A 24,257-nucleotide genomic window follows, 5' to 3' on the forward strand; every position below is an offset into this window, starting at 1 on the left:
TATAAAACTGATAGATTTACAAGGATTAATACGTGTATAAATCCTTCTTTTATTTTTCACCTGCGTAGCTGTCTCTCCATTTAAGAAGACGCTTTTCTAATACTCGGACAAATGAATCGGTTAATTTGCCTACAACAGCAAAAATGATAATTCCGACAAAAACTACGTCCGTTTGAGAAAACTGTCTAGCATCCATAATCATGTATCCTACACCTTCACTTGCTCCCATTAATTCAGCAACTACCAGTCCGAGCCATGCAATACCTAAGGACAATCGGACACCAAGTAAAATATTAGGAAGAGCAGCTGGTAAAATGAGTTCTGTGATTTGTTTCCATTTACTAAATTGAAGAACACGAGCAACATCAAATAATTTCGAATCAACGCCGCGAATGCCTAGATACGTATTAACATAGATTGGGAAAAATGCACCGTTTGCAATTAGCAATATCTTTGAAATTTCACCAAAGCCAAACCATAAGATAAATAAAGGCGCCAATGCAAGGTGTGGAACAGTTCTAAGCATTTGAATAGATGGATCCATATAGTGCTCCGTTTTCTTTGAGAAACCGACAATTACACCAAATAGTAACCCTAGTCCAGCTCCAACGGCAAAACCTATGGCAGCACGCAAAATACTGATTTGAAGATTAGCTCCGAGTTCCCCAGATACGATGAGCTGTTTAAAAGAAAGTACAATATCAACAGGTGTAGGAAGAACAGTTTTGGATACATAGCCCGCGGAACCAATGATTTGCCACACGACGATAAGCAGAAGTGGCACGACAAGAGAACGAAGGAAAATTCCCTGCTTATTTTTCGCTTCTTCCTTTCTTTTTTTCACTTTTTGCAAGTGAGCTGCTGAAGACTGGACATGTCCTGAAACCACAGATGTTTTACTCATTTTCATCACCTCATTTTTCTTTTAATGTTTTTTCAATAAATGAATTATCAACGACATCTCCAGTATCAATTTTCTTTTTAATAACGCCTAAAGATTGTTGAAAATCAGCTGTTCGCTGTTGTTCTGCAATAATTTCCTTAGAGGTTGGGCGATTATAGGCCGGATTATTTTTTAACACTTGTCTTACTACGTCTTTATCTAGATTTTTTTGTTTTGCTAAAATATCCACAGATTCTTCAAAATGTTCGTTTTGCCATTCCAGCGCTTTTTGATAAACTTGTAAAAACTTAACGACTAACTCTGGATGATCTTTTGCAAAGCCTTCTCTTACAATAGTAAAGCCCGGTGAAGCAACCTTTAATGAAGCGCCGTCTGCTAAAATACGCGCTTCATTTTTTAAGTTTTGCAGTGAGATAAACGGTTCCCAGATTGACCATGCATCCACTGACCCATTCTCAAATGCTGGCTGAGCTTCGTCTGGCTGAAGCTGAATAATCTTTACATCACTTGGCTTCAACCCATTTTGGTCAAGAGCTCTGTACAATAAATTAAAACCGCTGCTTCCTTTCGCAACCGCGATCTTTTTACCTTTTAAATCTTTTACGCTTTTAATCTTGCTCTTTTTCCCTACTAAAATAGCATTTCCTTTCAACCCGTCGCTGGAATTAGCAATTTCTAAAAACGGAATGTCTGCGCCTTGACCAGAAATAACCGGTGAATTTCCAACTTGGCCGAAATCCAAATGTCCAGATGCTAAACTTTCAAATTGCGGAGGTCCGCTTTGAAACTCTGTCCATTTAACATTTACACCTATTTTTTGAAATTCTTTTTCAAACCATTTTTGGTTTTGTGCCAGCATTAAAGGACCTAAGCTTTGTTGGATACCAATATTAATCGTAACGTCTTTTGAATCTTCTCCGCTCGCTTTTTCTTTCGTCCCGCACCCAGCCAATGCGAGAACAAGTACAATAGCTGCAGTTAAAAGTAGCTTTTTCATCTGTTCTGTCTCCTTCTCTGTCTTATTGAATCTTTAATGTTCTCCTGCTTCTTCAAATTCTTTCAGTACTTGCTGCCTTAGCTGCTGAAATGGTAACTCTGTCTTTTTTCGCGGATGACTAATTTCTACTGGAACGACCCGGCTAATTTCCCCTGGTCTGGCACTCATAATCACAATTTTAGTCCCCAAGTAAATGGATTCATCTAAATCATGCGTAACAAAAATCATGGTTGTTTTTTCTTTTTTCCATATGTCTAGCAGCACATCTTGCAAATGAGTGCGAGTAAAAGCATCTAACGCACCAAACGGTTCATCTAACAATAAAACTTCTGGATTTCTTAAAAGAGCACGCGCAATAGCAACTCGTTGAGACATCCCTCCAGATAGTTCTCGAGGATAAGCTTTTTCAAATCCTTTCAGCCTGACAATATCAATTAACTCATCTACACGGCGCCGAACGTTCGAATCTTTCAGCGATAAGTCAGCCGCTATATTTTGCTCCACATTAAGCCAAGGGAACAAGCGGTGTTCTTGAAAGATCATTCCTTGTTTAATGCTAGGTCCGGCTATGTACTTCCCGTTGATTTCAATACGCCCTTCATAATCCATATCAAGTCCTGCAATCATCTTAAGCAGTGTACTTTTTCCGCACCCGCTCGGACCAATAACGGTGATAAATTCACCTTTATTAATCGTAAGATTTACATTTCGCAATGCTTGAGTTACTTGTTCCCCTTTTTGAAATGAGCGGTTAACAGATTGAATGACAACACTCACAGCAATTCCTCCTCCTTGAATTTTTAAATCAAAAGCTCGTTCATCTAAAAACACAAAAGCTCCTACCTGAAAAAGGTAGGAGCTTTCGGTTGACCGATCAGCCCGTTGCTATATTTAACTGATTTGTTATTGGATTATTTTGAATTTTATCATATTAATCCGATTTGTCAACTGTGTTTTATATATTTTATCCTTTTGATTCTTGAGGATTTTGTTTTTTCCATTTAAATACCGAGTTTAAAAATCCGTATATATGCTTAGACTCCTTTGTTAACAAAGGGCCAATAATAGCTAAAATCAATACATAAAGCGCAGCGAATGGCTGAAGAATTGCGGATAATCCTCCTTCAATTCCAATGTTAGCCATAATGATCGAAAACTCGCCTCGTGACATAATCGTTAACCCAATGTTAGTAGAAGCCTTGTGTGACAGCCCGCTTTTTCTTCCTGAGATCATACCGGCTGTAAAGTTACCAATAATCGTAAGCGCAACTGCCCCAAGTGCAAGCCATCCTGCATCCCACAGCGTGAGAGGATCAATACTTAACCCGAAGCTGAAGAAAAAGATAGCCCCAAAGAAATCACGAAACGGTACGACAAGATGTTCAATACGATCGCGATGTTCCGTTTCAGAAAATACAAGGCCAAGCAATAACGCACCAATTGCTTCTGCCACGTGAATTGTTTCTGAGAAGCCTGCCACAAAAAACAATACCGCAAAAACGACGATTATAAAGATTTCGTTTGATGAAATATTTAAAAGTTTATTTAGTAGCGGCGTGGCTTTTCGAGCAATGATAAAGAACAGCATCATATAGCCAAATGCAATTAAAATAGATGTTAAAGATCCAGCAAGCGATCCGTGGTCTCCAAGTACCAACCCTGAAACGACAGAAAGATAAACGGCTAAGAAAATATCTTCAAACATGATGATCCCTAATATCAGTTCCGTTTCTGGATTCGCTGTTCGTTTTAAATCAACCAATACTTTTGCGACAATTGCGCTGGACGAAATCGTAATAATTCCAGCGATAATCAGCACTTCAAGAAGAGGATTTCCTGTCAGGTATCCATACAATAATCCTAAAGTGAAGTTAATTAAAATATAAATAGATCCTCCCACCGCGATGGACCTACCTGATTTAATTAGCTTTCCAACTGAAAATTCTAATCCTAAATAAAAGAGTAAAAAGAGAACTCCAATTCTCCCCATAAATTCAATAATCTCTTGGCTTTCAATAAACTTTAAACTGAATGAGCCAAACTCAGGAGCATGGGGACCGACCGCCATGCCCAGCAGAATGAGGAATGGAATAATCGTAAATTTAAATTTATGTGCTAGTATAGCCGCTAAAGCCACTAGTAACAAAGCTGTCCCAACTTCAAATACTAAATGATCCAATTATGAACTACCTCCTTGTGAAAGCAATTCTTTAATGAGCGTTTTTAAATTTCCTCTTTCACCAGAGATGACAAGCGTATCTCCTTCTTCAATTAACGTATCTGGTCCTGGGGTGGATAATTTTTTTTGCGTGTTTTTAATGACGGCGATGATAGTGACATCATAGTTGCTGCGAACGTCAATTTCACCAATTGTTTTATTGTGAGCTTTCGCTTGTTTTTCAACTTTGTACCATTCAATCACTAAGTCATTAAATGCCACTTCAATGGTTTCCATTGCTTTTGGTTTATAAATCATGCCGCCTAAAATCGCTGCTAGCTGTCTTGATTCCGTATCTGTTAATGTAATATCAAAAATGCTTTCTTCTAAATCTTTTTGATCGAAGTGATAGATTTCACGTCGTCCATCATCGTGAATGATAACGACTACGCAGTTTCCTCCGCTTGTCTCAATTTCAAATTTACGTCCGATTCCTGGCAATTCTGTTTCTTTAATCATCATTGAATGATCACTCCTATAAAGTTTTTAACAAGAATTTTTAAATTTTGTCGCGTTATTTGCATAGAAAATCCGCATAGCAAATAAGCCTAAGAATAGTTGGTAATTTTAGGTTTGAAGGAAAGGCTGTTTAAATTTCAACCTTTTTTATTTAATTGAGGTAACTTGATTGAAAGATTTTTGGATAAAAAAGGGTTTTCTTGAGGATAAAATACGCAATTTGATGCGTTGGAATGATGAGTTTGGCACTCATCCATACTAAAGCAAAAGTTACTATCACACTTTGTATGAGAGATCCTATTTGTTTAACGCTGTGCTTAGCTCCTGGAGACATGTGCACGATATCCGTGTAATGCTGAACCGAACTTTTTGTGACCTTTACTTTTTCAAAGTCGTTATCAATAAATTTATCTGGCAAACTCGCAAAAGGCAAACAGAATATCATGCATAACAATAAGCTCATCCATACATTTTTCATCATCTCACCTCTCTTTCTTCTGAACTAGTATCTCCTTACTTAAAAGTATACGTACTCTGAAATTCAATTTCAAGCAATAAGTTTTTTTTATAAAGATTTACCTTTTTTATAATATTTTCTTAACGTTATTCTTTTTAGATATGTATGCGACACTGAAAAAAATATACAAAAAGCTGGCTTTCTAAGAAGAAAGCCAGCTCATGTTATAGTTCAAGTTCTCCCATTCGAAGGAGTTCTACGACTGCTTGAGAACGCCCCTTGACTCCAAGCTTTTGCATCGCATTAGAAATATGATTTCGAACTGTTTTTTCGCTAATGAATAGTTCACTCGCGATTTCTTTTGTTGTTTTGTCCTGTACTAAAAGCTCGAATACTTCTCGTTCACGCTTTGTAAGTAGCGGTTTAGGTTGAAACTCTTTTTCTTTCAATGTAACCCTCCTTGCCTGATCCTGAGTTGAACTATCGGATGGGTGTAAATTTAGTCAACATATCTTATGTGCGGTATGCCTACGCGGTTACTAGTTTTAGAAAAAATATGCAAAAAACTCTTTTTTGCCTTTAAAAAAGAAAAAAAGCCTGAAGAAGAGCCTTCAAGCCATTTTCATATATTTGATAAACACCTTTTCATCTCTTCATTCCAAGCCACGCTTTTTCCTGTTTCTTTAGAAATTTGCACCATTGTTCCTCTCCCGGTGAGTACAACCTCTCTTTGCTCATTTTGAATCATATAGTGTAAATCAACCGACGAACGTCCAATTCTATGAGCTTTTACAAAAACAGATAGCACGTTGCCAAAATACACTTGTTTGACATAATCGCACTGCAAATCAGCCACCACCGGTATCGTTCCCTCATGCTCACTCGTCCACTTTTGCATAAAGCCAATATGGTGAAAGAATTCCGTACGTATTTGTTCAAAATAAACAAAAGGAACCGTATTATTTAAATGCCCAAACATATCTGTTTCCGAAAATCTTACCTTGATCTCCTGCTTAAACGAAAATGACTCTTTCCAATGATCCATGTCTTCAATATACGAAATATTATTCATCTGTATTTCCTCCGTTCGTCATAGACAAAATAAAACCTCTCCGCGTGGAGAGGTTTTGAGTGATTATACTTGATCGCTACCAAAGAAACTTCTGAATGCTTGAATTGTTGTATCGCGGTTCAAAGCTGCGATTGAAGTAGTCAATGGAATTCCTTTTGGACATGATTGAACGCAGTTTTGAGAGTTCCCGCAGTTCGCTAGTCCTCCATCACCCATAATCGTCTCTAAACGTTCTCCTTTATTTAACGCACCGGTTGGGTGGGCATTAAACAAGCGAACTTGAGAAAGCGGTGCTGGACCGATGAAGTTTGACTTGTCGTTTACGTTTGGACAAGCTTCTAAGCAAACGCCACATGTCATACACTTGGATAACTCATACGCCCACTGACGTTTCTTTTCAGGCATACGCGGTCCCGGACCTAAATCGTATGTGCCATCGATTGGAACCCAGGCTTTTACTTTTTTTAGTGAATCAAACATACGGCTGCGGTCTACTTGCAAGTCACGAACCACAGGAAATGTTTTCATTGGCTGTAAGCGAATTGGCTGTTCTAGTTTATCAACAAGAGCCGTACATGACTGACGAGGTTTACCGTTGATGACCATTGAACAGGCTCCGCATACTTCCTCTAAACAGTTCATTTCCCAGTTTATCGGAGCAACCTCTTTACCTGAAGCATCAACAGGGTTACGTCTGATTTCCATCAGTGCTGAAATAACGTTCATATTCGGACGATACGGAATTTCAAACTCCTGATTGTAAGGAGCAGATTCAGCTGAATCTTGACGTGTAATAATGAAGCGCACTGTCTTTTGGACTGTTTGTTGTTCACTCATTGATTAACGAACCCCCTCTTGTTGTTTTTTTGGTTTTTCATCTTTTTTCTTTGTGTAGTCGCGCTTACGCGGTTTGATTAACGATACGTCTACCTCTTCATAATGGAAAGAAGGAGCCGTTTTCTTATCCACAAAAGATGCCATTGTTGTTTTTAAGAATTCTTCATCGTTACGATCTGGGAAATCTGGCTTATAATGAGCACCGCGACTTTCGTTACGGTTGTAAGCTCCTAGCGTTACAACACGTGAAAGCTGAAGCATGTTTTGCAGCTGACGAGTAAATGGTGCCGCTTGATTACTCCATTTAGCCGTATCATTAATGTTAATACGATCATAGCGTTCAATTAATTCTTGAATCTTTTCATCTGTTTTTAACAGTTTGTCATTGTATCGTACGACTGTCACGTTGTCAGTCATCCATTCCCCTAGCTCTTTATGAAGAACGTATGCATTTTCTGTACCTTGAAGATTCATGATATTGTTCCATTTCTCTTCTTCTTCTTTCACATGACGATCATATACGCTTGAAGAAATAGCATCTGCGCTCTTTTCTAAACCATTGATGTATTCAACCGCTTTAGGACCGGCAACCATACCACCATAAATAGCTGATAATAATGAGTTTGCTCCTAAACGGTTCGCTCCGTGCTGTGAATAATCACACTCACCAGCTGCGAATAAGCCAGGAATATTTGTCATTTGATCGTAATCCACCCATAAACCGCCCATTGAATAGTGTACAGCTGGGAAAATTTTCATTGGTACCTTGCGCGGATCATCGCCCATGAATTTTTCATAGATTTCGATGATACCTCCAAGTTTAATGTCTAGCTCTTTTGGATCTTTATGTGAAAGGTCCAGATAAACCATGTTCTCTCCGTTAATTCCTAACTTCTGCGCTACGCAGACGTCAAAAATTTCACGAGTTGCAATATCACGAGGTACTAAGTTACCGTATGCAGGATATTTTTCCTCTAAGAAATACCAAGGTTTACCGTCTTTATATGTCCAAACGCGTCCGCCTTCTCCACGAGCAGATTCACTCATAAGACGAAGCTTATCATCTCCTGGGATAGCAGTTGGATGAATTTGAATAAACTCTCCGTTTGAATAGTATGCACCTTGCTGATACACGATAGATGCCGCTGAACCTGTATTAATAACTGAGTTCGTCGATTTTCCAAAAACAATTCCAGGTCCACCTGTAGCCATAATAACCGCGTCAGCTGGGAACGTTTTAATTTCCATTGATTTTAAATTCTGTGCAGAAATCCCGCGACAGCTGCGCTCATCATCAAGAACAGCACCTAAGAATTCCCATCCTTCGTACTTTGTCACAAGTCCGGCAACTTCATAGCGACGAACCTGCTCATCTAATGCGTACAATAATTGTTGACCCGTTGTTGCTCCAGCAAAAGCCGTACGGTGATGCTGCGTCCCGCCAAATCGTCTGAAGTCTAACAAACCCTCAGGAGTACGGTTAAACATAACACCCATGCGGTCAAGTAAGTGAATAATACCAGGAGCTGCTTCACACATTGCTTTTACAGGTGGCTGGTTGGCTAAAAAGTCTCCGCCATACACTGTGTCATCAAAGTGTTCCCATGGTGAATCCCCTTCACCTTTCGTATTTACGGCCCCGTTGATTCCACCTTGCGCGCAAACTGAGTGAGATCTTTTTACCGGAACTAGTGAAAATAAATCTACTTGCTTGCCAGACTCAGCAATTTTTATTGTTGCCATCAAGCCAGCTAAACCGCCACCGACTACGATGATTTTTCCGTTACTCATCGGAACCCCACTCCTTCAAAACCTTAATTTTATGCAAATGCGAATAATGTACGAACACCTACAAATGTAAGTGCTAAGAAGATTGCTAATGTCACATAAGTTGAAATTCTTTGAGAACGTGGTGTTACAGTTAACCCCCAGCTAACTCCAAATGACCATAGACCGTTTGCAAAGTGGAAGATCGTAGATACAACACCAACTATGTAGAATGCAAGCATTGCCGGGTTGCTTAAAATTCGTTCCATCATTTGAAAATCTACTTCTTTTCCAAGCGCAGCTTGTATTCTGGTTTCCCATACGTGCCATGTGATGAAGATAAGTGTGATTACACCTGAAACACGCTGAAGGATAAACATCCAGTTACGGAAAAACCCATAGTTGTTAACGTTTGTTTTAGCAGTGAATGCAATGTAAAGACCGTATATTGCGTGAAAAACGATTGGTAAGAAAATAATGAAAATTTCTAGAGCATAGCGGAAAGGTAAGCTCTCCATGAAGTGAGCTGCTTGATTAAATGATTCTTCTCCCTTTGTCGCGAAATGATTCACAACTAAATGCTGTGTTAAGAAAATCCCGATTGGTATTACCCCAAGTAATGAATGGATTCTCCGATATTGAAACTCTCTGTTTGCCGCCATCTGCGTAGACCCCCCTTAGTTAAATGAACATAGTTTGTGAAGAACTTTCTTACTCCCACTAGACAAATAGATTAATCGTGAATAGAGGAAATGAAAACCTTTGCATTTCCTAATAAAGTATGTGACAGGTTAATTTTACTCCCATCGATTAAGAGCGTCAAGGCAAGATATTTAAATCTTCTATAAAATATAAATTTATAAAATTTTATATTTGTTAACGCTTACTATATTGATGTTACAGATTTTTTCTTTCTATTATAATATTGCTTGCCACAACTAAGTAAGCGTTTACTTTATACTTTTATTGTAAACAAGTTCACAAAACATTTACACAGGTAAAAGTACCCTTTTAAAAGGTATATTATGGATTTTTTATCTTTACATCTAACTCTTTTTACCATAATAAAGATCCTCTTACATTTTATTAAAAAAATGCGTGAGAGGTTTTTTAGATTTGTATATAATAGTAGTAAAGAAAGAGGGGAAAGCATGAGCAATTTACAAACAGAATCACAGCAAGAACTTGAAGAGACGATGGAAACATCAGAACCTAATGTCACAGCTGAAACAGAGAGAACTCTTGATCACGTTTCATATTTCGGATACAGCCTTTTGCGTGACGTGTTAATTCCAGAGCTTCTTGGAGACGAAACGAATACCATTTCATACTGGGCAGGAAAACACCTTGCGCGGAAATACCCGTTAAATACAATGGATGAAATCGTCGCTTTTTTTAAAGCAGCTTCCTGGGGAACACTGACGCTCGCAAAAAAAGATAAATATTCACTAGAGCTTGAGTTATCAGGTGATGTGGTCAGCAAAAGATTTCAGCAGGAAACTTGTTCGTTTCATCTTGAGTCAGGATTTGTGGCTGAACAGATTCAGCGTCAAAACAACTGCCTAACAGAAGCCTACCTAACACATAAAGAAAAGAACGGAAAAGTGCTGATTTCCGTGCAGTGGGACCGAAAAGATATCTTACCTACCGAAACACGCGCGGAGCGTTATAAAAAGTAGGAAATACGTATATATAAAAGACGTGGAGATACCACGTCTTTTTTCTCTTCTTTATACTTGCACTGCTTGCTGCTCTTCTAATTCAAATGCTACGTGAAGCGTCTCAACAGCTTTTACCATATCAGCGTGCGGTACAACTGTAGATACTTTAATTTCAGACGTGCTGACCATCTTCACTTCAATTTTCTCTCCTGCCAGCACTTCAAACATTTCGGCTGCAACGCCTGGATTAGAAATCATGCCAGAGCCGACAATTGATACTTTAGCCAGACCGCTTTCATGTTCAATACGCGTATATCCTAAAGTAGATTTATACTCTTTTAAGACGGCAAGAGCGGCGTCTACGTCTACGGTTTTAATAGAAAATGAGATAGAGAGACGATTATTAGCCGTTACGTTTTGAATAATAATGTCCACATTTAACTGTTCTTTTGCTAATGCTGTAAAAATAGTAGAAAGAGTTTGCAACTCGTTGTTTAACCCTTCAATTGTCACCCGTGAAATATTATCTTCAAACGCAATTCCTCTTACGACTAAGTTTTGTTCCATTGAAACTTCCTCCTCAACAATCGTTCCATTCTCATTTTCTAAGCTTGAACGCACTTCTAGCGGTACCTGATAATTTTTTGCAAACTCAACAGCGCGCGGATGCAGCACCCCTGCTCCCAAATTGGCTAATTCTAACATTTCGTCATATGAAATAGAGTGAAGCTTACGAGCATCTTCTACATAGCGCGGATCTGTCGTAAACACTCCTGTTACGTCTGTATAAATATCACATTTTGCAGCTTTTAATGCTGCGGCAAGAGCTACTGCCGTCGTGTCAGAGCCGCCTCGACCTAATGTTGTAATGCTTCCATCTTCTGAACAGCCTTGGAATCCAGCTACTACTACGATTCGACCTCTATCTAATTGGCTTTGAATAAGAGTCGTGTCAATGTGCTGGATTCGTGCATTGCTGTGAACTGCTTCCGTCTGAATACCAGCTTGCCAACCTGTTAGCGAAGTTGCTTCATGCCCTTTGCATTGAAGAGCCATTGTTAACAGGGAAATCGTTACTTGTTCTCCAGTTGTAAGAAGCATATCCATTTCGCGTTTGCTTGGACTGCCCGTAATATCACTTGCTAATTTCACCAGTGCATCTGTAGTTTTGCCCATTGCCGATACAACAACAACTACTTGGTTACCGCGCTCTACTTCTTGGATAACACGGTTTGCTACATGTTGGATACGTTCAACAGAACCAACAGATGTTCCACCAAATTTTTGAACGATTAATGCCATAATTTTGTTCATTCCTTTTCAATAAATTTGCATATGCAGGATGATGAGAAGCTAATTTTTTTTACTCAGACAATAAAAAAAGCAATGAGATGAGCTCTCATTGCTTAACGAACGAAAATTATAAAACATAACCGTCCACTGCCGTGAGATAGCTCTCCAAGAATCTACATCTTGACAATCCTACGTTTATTCAACGCAGAACCAGCAATCATTACTATGAGGTAATGTTCACTTCGGCAAATTTCCCTTTCCGCATCATTCATAAGAGCTCATACCCTTCCTGATACGTACTGATTAAATTTGCACCTCTATCTTCACTTCATTTGATGAAGTGTCGTATGAAATTAGTTAATAGCTTATCAAATATTTTCTATTATTTCAAGACTATTTTTGCAATGTTTCATAAATTTTTTCAGCAATGTTTTGAGGAACACCTGAATTCCGAATATCTTCAACCGTTGCTTCTTTCAATTTTTTCACCGAACCAAAATACTTTAACAAAGCTTTTTTACGCTTTTCTCCCACTCCCGGAATGTCGTCCAGAACGGACTGAAAAGCGGACTTAGAGCGCACTTGACGGTGGAAGGTAATCGCAAAGCGGTGAACTTCATCTTGAATTCGCTGAAGCAAATAAAATTCTTGACTATTGCGTTCAAGCGGTATGATTTGAGGAGGCTCACCAATCATCAGGTTGGAGGTTCTGTGCTTATCATCTTTGACAAGACCTGCTGTAGGCACTAAAAGTCCCAATTCATTTTCGAGAACGTCCTGTACTGCAGCTAAATGCCCTTTGCCTCCATCTACAACAATTAAATCTGGAAGCGGAAGACCTTCTTTTAACGCTCTGGAATACCGTCTGCGAACTACTTCTCTCATGGAACTGTAATCATCTGGTCCCTTTACGGTCTTAATTTTATATTTGCGATATTCTTTCTTTTCCGGTTTCCCATCAACAAAAACAATCATCGCAGAAACTGGGTCTGTTCCTTGAATATTTGAATTATCAAATGCTTCAATCCGATAAGGAGCGGCAATTCCAAGCTCTTCTCCTAACCGTTCAACTGCGCCAACCGTGCGCTCTTCATCTCGTTCAATTAAATAGAATTTTTCACCGAGCGCAATTTTTGCATTTTTACACGCAAGTTCTACTAATTCTTTCTTTTTGCCTCGCTTTGGATGCTGAACCTCTACTTCTACTAATTTCTCAGCCAACTCTGCATCAATCGTTGCTGGAACCATCACTTCTTTTGGCTTAATATTTTTGGCATAAAACTGACCGATAAAAGTTAAGAAATCTTCTTCTGGCTCTTTATAAAAAGGAAACATAGAAACTTCTCGCTCAATTAATTTCCCTTGGCGAATAAAGAAAACTTGAACACACATCCAGCCCTTATCATAAGAATAGCCAAACACATCTCGATTAACAAAATCATTAAACGTTACTTTTTGCTTTTCCATTGTCGCTTCGATATGAGCAATTTGATCTCGATATTCTTTAGCCCGTTCAAAGTCAAGTTCTTCTGAAGCTTTTAACATTTTTTCAGTTAACTCTGTTTTGACATGCTCATATCCACCATTTAAAAACCGCGTGATATTTTCAATAATTTGTTTGTTTTGCTCTTCTTTTACTTCTTTTACGCAAGGAGCTAGACATTGCCCGATATGGTAATACAAACAAGGCCTGTCTGGCATGGTAGAGCACTTTCTTAATGGATAAATGCGATCAAGAAGCCGCTTTGTTTCATTTGCAGCTTGAACGTTAGGATAAGGACCGAAGTATTTCCCTTTATCTTTTTTTATTTTTCTTGTAATAACAAGTCGGGGCTGTTTTTCAGCTGTAATCTTAATAAAGGGATAACCCTTATCATCTTTAAGCATGATATTGTATTTTGGATCATGCTTTTTAATTAAATTCATTTCTAAAATAAGTGCTTCTAAATTAGAAGATGTGACGATATATTCAAAATCGACAATGTCGTTTACAAGTCGAAGCGTCTTTCCGTCATGAGATCCGGTAAAGTAGGAGCGCACTCGATTTTTTAATACTTTTGCTTTTCCTACGTAAATGACCGTTCCATATTTATCTTTCATCAAGTAACAGCCGGGCTGATCCGGTAAAATAGCCAGCTTTTCTTTTAAATAATCGTTCATATTTTTCTCCTTCCTCTTCTCTTACTCTGTCCATCTATACATTCGCTTATGAAGCGTAACCTACATTCTTTCCTGCCTTACAATACATGCACATAAGCCTGATTTATGGCGGTGTTCCTTACATCTAGTATAAAACAAACGAACGCATATTCGCTAAATAAAAGTATTCCCAAAAGAGAAAAAGTGGAGAAAAAGAAAAAACCTAGCCTGAGCTAGGTTTTGACTTACGCGTGTTTATTAATTAATTCTGTTAATGCTTCTTTTGGTTGGAAACCAACTACTTGGTCAACTTTCTCTCCATCTTTAAATAATACTAAAGTTGGGATACTCATAACACCAAATTTTCCAGCCGTTTCTTGGTTTTCATCAACGTCTACTTTCACGATTTTAACTTTATCGTTAAGTTCGCCATCGATTTCTTCAAGAACTGGAGCAATCATTTTACAAGGGCCACACCATGGTGCCCAAAAGTCAACAAGCACTAGGCCTGATTTAATTTCATCTGTAAAGTTTTTATCTGTAGCATGTGCAATAGCCATTTTAATTCCTCCTAAATATATGCAATATCCAAATTCTACTCACAGTATATCACCTTCAAATAAGGTTTGCTAACTTTTTGCTTACATTTATACTGTTTATTCTCCGCTCTAGTTTGTACAATTCACATAAAAACATACGTAGAAAATTTTGTTTTCCATGAGGTTGAGACATAACGAAATGAATCCCGTCTAAAGACGAACAAATACAAGGGCTGAACCGCTTGTGACACCGCAGTTGATTTCTGTGCAAGAATTCGCTTTCTGCAGGAGTCTTCGCCTTGCCCTCCAATCAACTGCTAGAAAGACCCACACACATGAAAGCTACGTTTATCCTAACAAAAAAACGAACCACTAATCAAACATCTTGATCAATGGTTCGTTTTTCACTTCGTCTAAAATACTTTTGTCCCAGCCTCTTACGCAGACTGTACTTTCAGCTTTTTAAATTCTTCCGTTAGCAGAGGCACCACTTCAAATAAATCTCCAACGATTCCGTAATCAGCTACTTTAAAAATATTCGCCTCAGGATCTTTGTTAATGGCAACAATAATTTTTGAATTTGACATGCCGGCCAAATGCTGAATGGCTCCTGAGATTCCGCAGGCAATGTATAAATCTGGTGTGACTACTTTGCCCGTCTGACCGATCTGAAGAGAATAGTCGCAGTAATCTGCATCGCACGCTCCGCGAGATGCCCCAACAGCTCCATTTAACACGTCCGCTAGTTCTTGGAGAGGTCCAAAGCCTTCCGTGCTTTTTACACCTCGACCACCTGCAATCACGACTTTTGCTTCGGATAAATCAACCCCTTGCGTTGCTTTCCGTACAACTTCTTTTACAACTGTACGCAGGTTTTTGATTTCAACATTTAAATCCTCTACATCGCCTGTACGTCCCTCTTCTTTTGCAAGCGGTGAAATATTATTTGGACGAATCGTGACAAACGTAAAAGCATCGGTCATGATTTTCTTTTCAAATGCTTTACCAGAATAAATTGGGCGGGTGAAGACTACTTGACCCCCTCCAACTTCTACATCCGTCACATCGGAGATAAGTCCTTTGTCTAAGCGAGCTGCCAGTTTTGGCGCTAGGTCTTTGCCAAGAGCCGTATGGCCAAATACGATAGCTTCAGGCTGTTCACTTTCAATGATGGCTAATAACGCCTGAGCATAACCATCTGATGTGTAAGCAGCTAAATCTTCATGCTCCGTCACAACAACTTTATTCGCTCCGTACGCAATAAGCTCTTCACTTAAAGCTTTTACGTCCTTTCCTACTAACGCTGCAACAATTTCCCCGCCGTCAGCTACAGTAGACGCTGCGGAAATCGCTTCAAACGATACGTTTCGTAATCCCCCATCACGTGCTTCTCCTAGAACTAACACTTTGCGTCCCATTGCAATACCCCCATTGTTTTGACTTTTGACTTATTAAATGACTTTTGCTTCCTTATGCAGTAAATTGACCAGTTCTGTCACTTGATCTTTTATATCTCCTTGTAATACGCGCCCTGCGTCTTTTTTCGGAGGCAAATAAATTTCAATTGTCTTTGTTTTTGCTTCTACATCATCTTCTTCTAAATCTAAATCATCCAATTCCACTTCAACCAACGGTTTCTTCTTCGCTTTCATAATCCCTGGAAGAGATGGATAGCGAGGTTCGTTCAGTCCCTGCTGAGCTGTTACTAAAAGTGGAAGCGACGTTTCGATAACCTCTGAATCACCTTCCACATCGCGTACAACAGTCACTTTTTCACCTTCGATATCCAATTTTGTAATGGTCGTAATATAAGGGATTTCTAACTGTTCTGCTACGCGCGGTCCCACTTGGCCCGAACCTCCGTCAATCGCTACGTTTCCTGCCAAAATCAAGTCAGGAGATTGTTCTTTTAAGTACTGTGCCAGCAGCCTAGAAGTCGTGTACTGATCGCCATCTTCTATGTCATCTTCCGTATTGATTAAAACCGCTTTATCTGCTCCCATAGCCAAAGCTGTTCGGAGTTCTTTTTCTGATTCTTCCCCTCCTACACTCACGACCGTAATCTCACCGCCATGCTTTTCCTTTAGCTGAATAGCTTCTTCAACTGCATACTCATCGTAAGGATTAATAATAAATTCAGCCCCATCTTCAACAATTTGACCATTTTTTAATGAAAGTTTCTCCTCTGTATCGAATGTTCTTTTTACTAACACGTAAATATTCATTCAATTCCCCTCCTAAGCTTATTTTCCTAAAAATTTAGGCTGGCGCTTTTCAATAAAAGCGGCTACGCCTTCTTGAGCATCCCGGCTTTTGAATACGCTTCCAAAAAACTGCGCTTCTTTTTTGATGCCGCTGTAATAAGCATCTGTTTTTACATGCTGAAGCAGCTGCAAAGTAGCTTTAACAGAGATTGGGCTTTTTTTGGCAATTTTTCTAGCAAGTAAAAATGTTTCATTGATAAGCTGACTTTCTTCAAAAGCTGCATTTGCCAATCCTAACTCCACTGCCTCTCTTCCAGATATTGGATCACTTGTCAGCATCATCTCACAAGCCTTATGAACTCCTACATAACGAGGCAATCGCTGAGTTCCTCCAAATCCTGGTATAATTCCTAACTGAAGCTCAGGCAAGCCCAGCTTAGCGTTTTCTGTTACCAAACGGATATGACAGCTCATAGCAAGCTCCAATCCTCCGCCTAAAGCAGCGCCATGAATAGCTGCAATAACTGGTTTTGGGTAATTTTCAATATACTCAAAGAGCTCTTGACCGTTAACAGCAAGCTTCTCATATTCTTTTTCCTGCTGAAGTGATGTGAATTCTTTTATATCAGCCCCGGCACAAAAGAATTTCCCTTCACCTTTAATGACGATAACCCTTGTCTCTTTACTATCTTCTAAATGTTTTAAAACACTTGAAAGATCTTTTAATAAATCTTGAGACAAAGCGTTAGCAGGTTGTCTATTCAACGTAATGAAGCTTATTGCATCAACAGTTTCAACCTGGATAATCTCCATTTGTTTACGCCACCCTTTCTTCCTATTTTCATTACCTTGCGCTTTTCCCCTCGCAGGGGAGCAGCAGGCTCACTTACCATTATGAGCCGCTGCAGCCGTTTAACAGCAGGGAATGGACTTTATCTACCGATTCTATTAGACCATATCGATGATCGTTCATTACCCATGTTGTAACAGTTTCATCAATCGTTCCAAAAATCATCTGTCGCGCAAGACGAATATCTATATTTTCAGAAAACTCACCCGTTTCGATTCCTGTCTGCAAAATAGAATCAATAAGAGTCAGATAATCTTTTAATACATCGTTAATTTTCAATCTTAAATCTTTGTTCGATTGACGCAGTTCGAGCTGTGTCACTGTAGCTAAATGATGATCCTCCGCTAGAAACGAAAAATGTTTGTCAATTAACACATGAAGTTTTTCTGCTGCGGTTTCAATTCCCGCCAGTTCTTCATAAATTTTTTCTACAAATTGTCCCATCTTCTCTTGAAACAAGGAAATCAAGACATCTTCTTTGTTTTTAAAATATAAATATATCGTACCGTCTGCAACTCCAGCCTGCTTAGCGATTTTAGAAACCTGAGCATTGTGGTATCCGTTTTCTGCTATTACTACTACAGCTGCATCGATAATCTGTTTATACTTTGGCTTATTTCTTCTCAATCTTATACGCTCCTTTAAAATATGAATGATTATTCATTCATATCTTTATAATAAAGAAACCGCAAGTATCTGTCAATTACGTTTCAGTAAAAAATTAAAGGCGACGATCGATTACGTCGCCTTTTTATGCTTTTCATTTTCTTCATCAATCAACGCTCGTCGCAAAATCTTACCGACCGCTGTTTTTGGAAGCTCATTTCGAAATTCATAAAGGCGCGGAACTTTATAAGCAGCTAAATACTTTCTAGAAAACTCATTTAACTCTTCTTCAGTACATCTTACACCATTTTTTAATACAATGTAAGCCTTCACCGTTTCTCCTCTATATGGGTCAGGAACACCCACCACTACAGCTTCTTGAATTTTTTCATGCTCATATAATACTTCTTCAACTTCTCGAGGATAGATATTATATCCCCCGGCAATAATAATATCTTTCTTTCGGTCTACTACATAAAAATAACCTTTATCATCCATATAGCCAACATCACCTGTTAGCAACCATCCGTCTCGCATCACAGCCTCTGTTTCTTCAGGCTGCTTCCAATATCCTTTCATTACCTGAGGACCTTTAACTGCAATTTCTCCTACTTCGCTGACAGCAGCTTCTTTACCTGTTTCAAAAGATAGAATTTTGGCATCTGTGTCTGGCCAAGGCACTCCAATGCTTCCTGATATTCTCTCTTCCCAAAGAAAATTAGCATGAGTGACAGGAGAGGTTTCCGTTAAGCCATATCCTTCCACTAGTTTACCTCCGGTGAGCTTTTCAAACTGCTCCTGCACTTCCACAGGAAGTGGAGCCGAACCGCTCATACATGAATCAATGGAAGATAGGTTGTATTTCGCTAAATCAGGATGGTTTAATAATGCGATGTAAATTGTCGGAGCACCTGGAAATAAAGTAGGCTTCTGCTTATGAATGGTTTTGAGCGTCGTTTTTGCATCAAATTTAGGCAGAAGAACCATCTCATAGTTTTGCAAAACCGATAGAACAAGAACCGTTGTTAAACCATACACATGAAAAAATGGGATAATTCCAAGCACTTTTTCTTCTCCATGCTTGCAGCGGTATAACCAATGTGAACACATCGTTGCATTGGCTACCAAGTTTTTATGAGTAAGCATGACTCCTTTTGGAAAACCTGTTGTTCCTCCGGTGTATTGTAAAATCGCGATATCTTCGTCTGAAATTCCCTCAGCGTTACATACTGCTGGAGAGGATTCATTTATAATACGTTTAAATAAATGAGTAGTCTCTGTATGACTCACATCCACGCTTATCTTCTGCTGCTTGCGCTGAATAAATGGATAGATTATGTTTTTGGGAAATGGGAGATAATCTTGAATAGAGGTAATGACTACGTGCTTTATCTTTGTTAACGCTTTCATTTTTACTACACGCGGATATAGCAAATCGAGTGCAATAATCATGGTCGCTTCTGAATCATTAAGCTGATACTCTAACTCTCTTTCCGTATACAAAGGGTTTGTTTGAACGACTACTCCTCCAGCAAGAAGAACAGCATAAAAGGAAATGACTGCTTGAGGGCAATTTGGAAGCATAATGGCTACTCTATCCCCTCTTTTTAATCCCCGTTCAATAAGGTAAGATGACAGCTTTAGAGAATCTTGATGCAGCTGGGAAAACGTCATTTTTTTCCCTAGAAAATAGATTGCGCTTTTTTTAGGATCCTTTTGAACTGCTTCTTCAAAAAGCTGTGCTAAATTTTTTTGTTCATAATGAAGCGTAGCAGGTATTTCATCCGGATATTGAGAAAGCCATATCTTTTCGGTGGATTCCACACGTATCCTCTCCCTCAAAAAAATAAAAAATTAGAATTTTCTAATTAAAATTATAGTTCATTCTTTTTTTAGATGCAATCGTTATTGAATGTTCTCTTTCCTGCCTAATCACTTTTTCATCCTGCAGCGTAATAAATAAAAATTGGATTTACCCCTGTACATTATCCGAATTTTTTGTATATAATAAAAATTAGATTTTTTTAAGGAGCTGTATGAATTGACAACAACATTGACTAAAGGACCGTTCAAAGCAGATCACGTTGGAAGCTTTTTGCGTCCCGAGCGTATCAAGCAAGCACGATTACAAGTGGAAAACGGGGAAATGACAAAGAAACAGCTTCGAGCAATTGAAGATGAAGAAATTCGTAAGCTCGTAGAAAAGCAAAAACAAATTGGATTAAAAGCCGTCACAGACGGTGAGTTTCGCCGCGCCTGGTGGCACTTTGATTTTCTGTCAGAGCTTGTTGGCGTAGAACTTTACGAAGCAGAGTCGGGAATTCAGTTTCACGGAGTCCAAACAAAAGCTCACGGTATAAAAGTGACTGGAAAATTAGATTTTAATCACCACCCTATGATTGAAGATTATAAATTTCTTCATCGAGCTGTTGGAAAAGAACACGTAGCTAAGTTCACCATTCCAAGCCCTAATATGCTGTTTTTCAGAGGTCATATTGAAGAGTCTGCTTACTCGGATACGGATGTATTTTTTGCTGATTTAGTTAAAACATATCAAAAAGCCATTCAAGCATTTTATGATGCCGGATGCCGCTATTTACAGTTAGATGATACTGCGTGGGCAGTCTTTTTCTCAGAAAAAGGACAAGAACAAATCGCGTCAAAAGGTTTCACGCCCCAAGAATTACTGAAACGTTTTACGGATGCGATCAATGAATCCATTGCCCATAAGCCAGATGATATGGTCATTACAATGCATATTTGCAGAGGGAATTTCCAGTCTACTTATACAGCAAGCGGCGGATATGAAAGTGCGTCAAAAGCTATTTTCAGTCAGTTAATCGTAGATGGACTATTTTTAGAATTTGATGATGAACGCTCAGGAGGATTCGAACCTCTTCGACATGTAAAGCGAGATGATCTTCAGATTGTCCTTGGTCTTATCACATCAAAATTTGGAGATTTAGAAGATCCTGAAGCAGTGAAAAAAAGAATTGCTGAAGCGGCAGAATTTGTTTCTCTTGATCAAATTTGTTTAAGTCCCCAGTGCGGATTTGCTTCTACAGAAGAAGGAAATTTACTAACTGAAGAACAGCAGTGGGATAAAGTAAAGCACGTGATTTCAATTACTGAAGACGTATGGAAGTAATCATTAAAAAAGCTGACCTGCTTTAAGGTCAGCTTTTTTGCTGTCATCATAATGTTAGGAAAAGCTATATAGATAAATAGATAAGACCAATAAGCATAAACACTCCGCATAAAACGAGTAAAATTTTCGCTAACTTCTCCATGACTCTCTCCTATCCTATCCCTGCTCCTATTACATAGGACATACCGATTGAAATAACAAGTGAAATAAACCCAACGGCTCTGTTATCTTGTTCAATTTCATCATCGATTCGAAATTTTGGCGTCAAAAATTCGAAAATAAAATAGCTGACTAGTAAAAGAACGAACCCATATATTCCCCATCCGAGCATTCTTAACAAGTTGTCGTTATGCTCAATCGAATAGCGAAAAATATTAGCTAATCCAAATATTTTCCCACCTGTTGCCATCGCAACAGCCATATTTCCTTTTTGAATCTCTTCCCAATTCTTGTACTTAGTAACGAGCTCAAACACAACAAGAAAGACGACAATGCTCAAGACAACCACGCTGTAATAAGCGGCGGATTCAATATACGGGTCTTTCCAAAAATCCCTCATTTTTGCATCACTCCTAATTTATATTACGCTCCACGTAATGAACTGACAGGTCTCTTTCCTTTACTTGTATCGTTCTTAAAAGAGATAGAAAAACCACCATAGTCCATGAGCCATGTCGGATTTTCTATCTTCATATATGCTTGTTCAGCGCATCTACTGACACCTTTATTTCAGCATTCTTTTATTTAAATTCCACAACCGTAACGCCAGAACCTCCTTCAGAAGCCTCTCCGAAACGAATATTTTTGACAGAACGATGATTTTTCAAATATTCCTGTACACCTTTACGAAGAGCTCCAGTTCCTTTACCGTGGATAATCGAAACGCGCGGATAGTTGGCTAACAAAGCATCATCAATATATTTTTCAACTCGAATCAGCGCATTTTCATAGCGCTCTCCTCTTAAATCCAGTTCTAGATTTACATGATAATCTTTTCCTTTTACCGTAGCAAGCGGCTTCGTTTCTACAGGTTTTGGAGAACTGATATATTCGAGGTCTTTTTCTTTCACCTTCATTTTCATGATTCCCATTTGTACTTGCCATTCATTATTGCTTACTCGTTCCACAAGCGTTCCTTTTTGTCCCCAGCTTAAGACTTTCACTTCATCTCCAGCTTGAAGAGTGCGCTCTTGTTTTTTCGGCACAGCCGGTTTCTTTTTACTTTTTTCAAGAGTTGGAACTGCATCTTCTAGACGCTTACGCGCCTCAATCAATTCATGCTCTTTTACAAGCGCATGATTTTTTTGACTCATTTTACGCAAATCGCTAATGATTTTCTCTGCTTCTTCAGATGCTGCTTTAACTGTGGCTTGAGCTTTTTCTTCAGCTTTTTCGTACAGCTTATCTCGTTTTTCATTAAACTCAATAATCTGACTCTGTAATTCTTTATGAAGCTTCTGAGCCTCTTTTCTTAGCTCTTCAGCTTCTTCTAGCTCGTGTTCAGATTGACGGCGGCTATCTTCAAGAGAGGCAATCATATTTTCTACTTTATTTGTTTCTGAGCCAATATAGCCTTTGGCACGTTCAATTACTTCAGCACTTAAACCTAAACGTTTTGAAATCTCAAAAGCATTGCTTCGGCCCGGTACACCAATCAACAGCTTGTAAGTAGGGCTCAATGTTTCAATATCGAACTCTACGCTAGCATTGACCACTCCTTCACGGTTATAGCCGTACGCTTTTAATTCAGGATAGTGAGTAGTCGCAACTACGCGAGCGCCTCTTTCATACACTTGATCTAAAATCGAAATCGCAAGCGCTGCACCTTCTTGAGGATCCGTTCCTGCTCCCAATTCATCGAACAAGACCAGACTTTCGTGATCTACTTTTTGTAAAATATCTACAATGTTGACCATATGAGATGAAAAGGTACTCAAACTTTGTTCAATCGACTGCTCATCTCCAATATCAGCAAATACGTGTTTAAACACAGCCATTTCCGATCCATCCAGCGCAGGAATCTGCAGACCCGCTTGAGCCATTAACGTAAATAATCCAAGTGTTTTTAACGTTACGGTTTTACCGCCGGTATTTGGCCCTGTAATAACGATAGATGTATATTGATCACCTAGCTCAATATCATTCGCAACGACGTCTTCCTGTGCAATAAGAGGATGTTTTGCCTTCACTAACTTAATATAGCCTCGGTCGTTCATTTTAGGTTTTGAAGCTTTTAGCTCATGGCTATAGCGCCCTTTAGCAAACATGAAGTCCAGCTCACCTAACAGATACACGTTTTGACGGAGTTCATTTGCCACTTCCGCTACCTGAACGGTTAAAGCAATGAGAATACGCTCAATTTCTTGTTTTTCTTTTACTTTTGCTTCTTGAAGCTCATTGTTTAACGTCACAATCGCCTGAGGTTCAATAAATAAAGTTGCTCCAGATGAAGACTGATCGTGCACAATGCCTCCATACGCACTGCGATATTCTTGCTTAACAGGAATAACAAAACGTTCGTTTCGAATGGTAACAATTGCATCTGACAACATTTTTTGAGCAGACGAGGAGCGAATAAGGCTTTCTAGCTTTTCGCGAATACGAGACTCCGTTGAGCGAAGTTTTTGACGAATGCCTCTTAGCTGGTCGCTTGCACCGTCTAGCACTGTACCATTCTCATCAATACTCATTTTAATTGTTTGTTCTACCTCAGGAAGAGGCATTAGTTTTTCGATATGTTCAGTTATAATTGGAAGCTGTAAATCTTCGTCTTCCACTACTTGCTCGATAAATTGCTTGACTTGTCTTGCAGCATAAATAGTGCTTGCTACATCAAGAAGTTCATTAGAGCTTAGCGTTCCCCCAATTTCAGCGCGCTTCACGCTAGGTCGAACGTCAAAAATGCCCCCTAGTGGTACGTTGCCACGCAATCGCAGCACGGTTGTAGCTTCATCTGTTGCTTCCTGCCATTTGACTACTTCTTCATACTGAGTCGAGGGAATCAAATCCGCTACTTTTTCTCGGCCTAAAGAAGAAGCTACTTTTTTCTGAAGCTGTTCCTTAACTTTATTAAACTCTAGTACATGAAAAATACGTGATTGCAAAA

Annotated in this window: 23 protein-coding genes and 1 riboswitch; of the genes, 2 read left to right on the forward strand and 21 right to left on the reverse strand. The window is 39.0% G+C overall.

Annotated elements, in window-relative coordinates:
• Positions 1–49: 49 nt before the first annotated feature.
• From ACN6NE_RS08165 to ACN6NE_RS08215, 11 genes are all read right to left on the reverse strand, one after another.
• Positions 50–904, reverse strand: coding sequence for an ABC transporter permease (locus ACN6NE_RS08165; protein WP_474325098.1), 855 nt, complete (start codon positions 902–904; stop codon positions 50–52).
• 10 nt (positions 905–914) lie between these two features.
• On the reverse strand, positions 915–1,901 hold the full coding sequence (locus tag ACN6NE_RS08170; RefSeq protein ID WP_474325100.1) for an aliphatic sulfonate ABC transporter substrate-binding protein: 987 nt from the start codon (positions 1,899–1,901) through the stop codon (positions 915–917).
• A 33-nt stretch (positions 1,902–1,934) separates the two neighbouring features.
• Entirely contained in the window at positions 1,935–2,678 is a 744-nt protein-coding gene (locus ACN6NE_RS08175) for an ABC transporter ATP-binding protein (RefSeq protein WP_026106708.1), read from the reverse strand.
• A 187-nt stretch (positions 2,679–2,865) separates the two neighbouring features.
• Complete coding sequence (locus ACN6NE_RS08180) at positions 2,866–4,080, reverse strand: cation:proton antiporter (protein ID WP_129704978.1); 1,215 nt, start codon at positions 4,078–4,080, stop codon at positions 2,866–2,868.
• A complete protein-coding gene (locus ACN6NE_RS08185) occupies positions 4,081–4,581 on the reverse strand; it encodes a cation:proton antiporter regulatory subunit (RefSeq protein ID WP_129704979.1) in 501 nt (166 codons plus the stop codon).
• A 148-nt stretch (positions 4,582–4,729) separates the two neighbouring features.
• Entirely contained in the window at positions 4,730–5,059 is a 330-nt protein-coding gene (locus ACN6NE_RS08190) for a hypothetical protein (protein WP_474325102.1), read from the reverse strand.
• Positions 5,060–5,259: 200 nt separating this feature from the next.
• Positions 5,260–5,484: a spore germination transcription factor GerE gene (gene gerE, locus ACN6NE_RS08195; protein WP_013059396.1), complete on the reverse strand. Its 225-nt coding sequence runs from the start codon at positions 5,482–5,484 to the stop codon at positions 5,260–5,262.
• A 173-nt stretch (positions 5,485–5,657) separates the two neighbouring features.
• Complete coding sequence (locus ACN6NE_RS08200) at positions 5,658–6,107, reverse strand: acyl-CoA thioesterase (RefSeq protein WP_129704980.1); 450 nt, start codon at positions 6,105–6,107, stop codon at positions 5,658–5,660.
• A gap of 63 nt (positions 6,108–6,170) precedes the next feature.
• Positions 6,171–6,944, reverse strand: a complete 774-nt coding sequence (sdhB, locus tag ACN6NE_RS08205; protein ID WP_013059398.1) for a succinate dehydrogenase iron-sulfur subunit — start codon at positions 6,942–6,944, stop codon at positions 6,171–6,173.
• A gap of 3 nt (positions 6,945–6,947) precedes the next feature.
• The gene (sdhA, locus tag ACN6NE_RS08210; protein ID WP_129704981.1) at positions 6,948–8,735 is read right to left on the reverse strand and encodes a succinate dehydrogenase flavoprotein subunit; all 1,788 of its coding nucleotides are present in this window, start codon (positions 8,733–8,735) and stop codon (positions 6,948–6,950) included.
• Between the two features lie 29 nt (positions 8,736–8,764).
• Entirely contained in the window at positions 8,765–9,373 is a 609-nt protein-coding gene (locus ACN6NE_RS08215) for a succinate dehydrogenase cytochrome b558 subunit (protein WP_013059400.1), read from the reverse strand.
• Between the two features lie 489 nt (positions 9,374–9,862).
• On the opposite strand from ACN6NE_RS08215, the gene ACN6NE_RS08220 reads away from it, so the two are divergent.
• The gene (locus tag ACN6NE_RS08220; RefSeq protein WP_013059401.1) at positions 9,863–10,390 is read left to right on the forward strand and encodes a YslB family protein; all 528 of its coding nucleotides are present in this window, start codon (positions 9,863–9,865) and stop codon (positions 10,388–10,390) included.
• Positions 10,391–10,441: 51 nt separating this feature from the next.
• Here ACN6NE_RS08220 and ACN6NE_RS08225 read toward each other — a convergent pair whose 3' ends face one another.
• From ACN6NE_RS08225 to ACN6NE_RS08260, 8 genes are all read right to left on the reverse strand, one after another.
• Entirely contained in the window at positions 10,442–11,674 is a 1,233-nt protein-coding gene (locus ACN6NE_RS08225) for an aspartate kinase (RefSeq protein WP_474325106.1), read from the reverse strand.
• Between the two features lie 141 nt (positions 11,675–11,815).
• Positions 11,816–11,993: riboswitch (Lysine riboswitch) on the reverse strand.
• Between the two features lie 65 nt (positions 11,994–12,058).
• Positions 12,059–13,825 carry an excinuclease ABC subunit UvrC gene (gene uvrC / locus ACN6NE_RS08230; RefSeq protein WP_057233274.1) on the reverse strand — a complete coding sequence of 589 codons (1,767 nt, stop codon included), beginning with the start codon at positions 13,823–13,825 and terminating at the stop codon, positions 12,059–12,061.
• A 224-nt stretch (positions 13,826–14,049) separates the two neighbouring features.
• On the reverse strand, positions 14,050–14,364 hold the full coding sequence (gene trxA / locus ACN6NE_RS08235) for a thioredoxin (RefSeq protein ID WP_013059404.1): 315 nt from the start codon (positions 14,362–14,364) through the stop codon (positions 14,050–14,052).
• 416 nt (positions 14,365–14,780) lie between these two features.
• The gene (locus ACN6NE_RS08240) at positions 14,781–15,761 is read right to left on the reverse strand and encodes an electron transfer flavoprotein subunit alpha/FixB family protein (protein WP_129704984.1); all 981 of its coding nucleotides are present in this window, start codon (positions 15,759–15,761) and stop codon (positions 14,781–14,783) included.
• 33 nt (positions 15,762–15,794) lie between these two features.
• Positions 15,795–16,568, reverse strand: coding sequence for an electron transfer flavoprotein subunit beta/FixA family protein (locus tag ACN6NE_RS08245; protein WP_129704986.1), 774 nt, complete (start codon positions 16,566–16,568; stop codon positions 15,795–15,797).
• Between the two features lie 18 nt (positions 16,569–16,586).
• On the reverse strand, positions 16,587–17,360 hold the full coding sequence (locus tag ACN6NE_RS08250) for an enoyl-CoA hydratase (RefSeq protein WP_129704988.1): 774 nt from the start codon (positions 17,358–17,360) through the stop codon (positions 16,587–16,589).
• 79 nt (positions 17,361–17,439) lie between these two features.
• Positions 17,440–18,024, reverse strand: a complete 585-nt coding sequence (locus ACN6NE_RS08255) for a TetR/AcrR family transcriptional regulator (RefSeq protein WP_013059408.1) — start codon at positions 18,022–18,024, stop codon at positions 17,440–17,442.
• A gap of 111 nt (positions 18,025–18,135) precedes the next feature.
• The gene (locus ACN6NE_RS08260) at positions 18,136–19,827 is read right to left on the reverse strand and encodes an AMP-binding protein (protein ID WP_474325110.1); all 1,692 of its coding nucleotides are present in this window, start codon (positions 19,825–19,827) and stop codon (positions 18,136–18,138) included.
• A 217-nt stretch (positions 19,828–20,044) separates the two neighbouring features.
• On the opposite strand from ACN6NE_RS08260, the gene ACN6NE_RS08265 reads away from it, so the two are divergent.
• Entirely contained in the window at positions 20,045–21,151 is a 1,107-nt protein-coding gene (locus ACN6NE_RS08265) for a 5-methyltetrahydropteroyltriglutamate--homocysteine S-methyltransferase (protein ID WP_474325111.1), read from the forward strand.
• Between the two features lie 151 nt (positions 21,152–21,302).
• Here ACN6NE_RS08265 and ACN6NE_RS08270 read toward each other — a convergent pair whose 3' ends face one another.
• Together ACN6NE_RS08270 and ACN6NE_RS08275 are read right to left on the reverse strand one after the other, a co-directional pair.
• The gene (locus ACN6NE_RS08270) at positions 21,303–21,710 is read right to left on the reverse strand and encodes a DUF350 domain-containing protein (RefSeq protein ID WP_013059411.1); all 408 of its coding nucleotides are present in this window, start codon (positions 21,708–21,710) and stop codon (positions 21,303–21,305) included.
• A 181-nt stretch (positions 21,711–21,891) separates the two neighbouring features.
• Entirely contained in the window at positions 21,892–24,255 is a 2,364-nt protein-coding gene (locus tag ACN6NE_RS08275) for an endonuclease MutS2 (RefSeq protein ID WP_474325113.1), read from the reverse strand.
• Positions 24,256–24,257: the final 2 nt, after the last annotated feature.

This window comes from Priestia sp. 53B2 (genome assembly GCF_056099005.1).

Bases quoted from the DNA above. Each gene is read 5' to 3' on its own strand.
- ACN6NE_RS08185 (WP_129704979.1), bottom strand. From the start codon at position 4,581: ATGATGATTAAAGAAACAGAATTGCCAGGAATCGGACGTAAATTTGAA.
- ACN6NE_RS08215 (WP_013059400.1), bottom strand. From the start codon at position 9,373: ATGGCGGCAAACAGAGAGTTTCAATATCGGAGAATCCATTCATTACTT.
- sdhA (WP_129704981.1), bottom strand. From the start codon at position 8,735: ATGAGTAACGGAAAAATCATCGTAGTCGGTGGCGGTTTAGCTGGCTTG.
- ACN6NE_RS08270 (WP_013059411.1), bottom strand. From the start codon at position 21,710: ATGAGGGATTTTTGGAAAGACCCGTATATTGAATCCGCCGCTTATTAC.
- ACN6NE_RS08250 (WP_129704988.1), bottom strand. From the start codon at position 17,360: ATGGAGATTATCCAGGTTGAAACTGTTGATGCAATAAGCTTCATTACG.
- sdhB (WP_013059398.1), bottom strand. From the start codon at position 6,944: ATGAGTGAACAACAAACAGTCCAAAAGACAGTGCGCTTCATTATTACA.
- ACN6NE_RS08245 (WP_129704986.1), bottom strand. From the start codon at position 16,568: ATGAATATTTACGTGTTAGTAAAAAGAACATTCGATACAGAGGAGAAA.
- ACN6NE_RS08170 (WP_474325100.1), bottom strand. From the start codon at position 1,901: ATGAAAAAGCTACTTTTAACTGCAGCTATTGTACTTGTTCTCGCATTG.
- ACN6NE_RS08190 (WP_474325102.1), bottom strand. From the start codon at position 5,059: ATGATGAAAAATGTATGGATGAGCTTATTGTTATGCATGATATTCTGT.
- ACN6NE_RS08200 (WP_129704980.1), bottom strand. From the start codon at position 6,107: ATGAATAATATTTCGTATATTGAAGACATGGATCATTGGAAAGAGTCA.
- ACN6NE_RS08240 (WP_129704984.1), bottom strand. From the start codon at position 15,761: ATGGGACGCAAAGTGTTAGTTCTAGGAGAAGCACGTGATGGGGGATTA.
- uvrC (WP_057233274.1), bottom strand. From the start codon at position 13,825: ATGAACGATTATTTAAAAGAAAAGCTGGCTATTTTACCGGATCAGCCC.
- ACN6NE_RS08165 (WP_474325098.1), bottom strand. From the start codon at position 904: ATGAGTAAAACATCTGTGGTTTCAGGACATGTCCAGTCTTCAGCAGCT.
- ACN6NE_RS08225 (WP_474325106.1), bottom strand. From the start codon at position 11,674: ATGGCATTAATCGTTCAAAAATTTGGTGGAACATCTGTTGGTTCTGTT.
- ACN6NE_RS08220 (WP_013059401.1), top strand. From the start codon at position 9,863: ATGAGCAATTTACAAACAGAATCACAGCAAGAACTTGAAGAGACGATG.
- trxA (WP_013059404.1), bottom strand. From the start codon at position 14,364: ATGGCTATTGCACATGCTACAGATAAAAACTTTACAGATGAAATTAAA.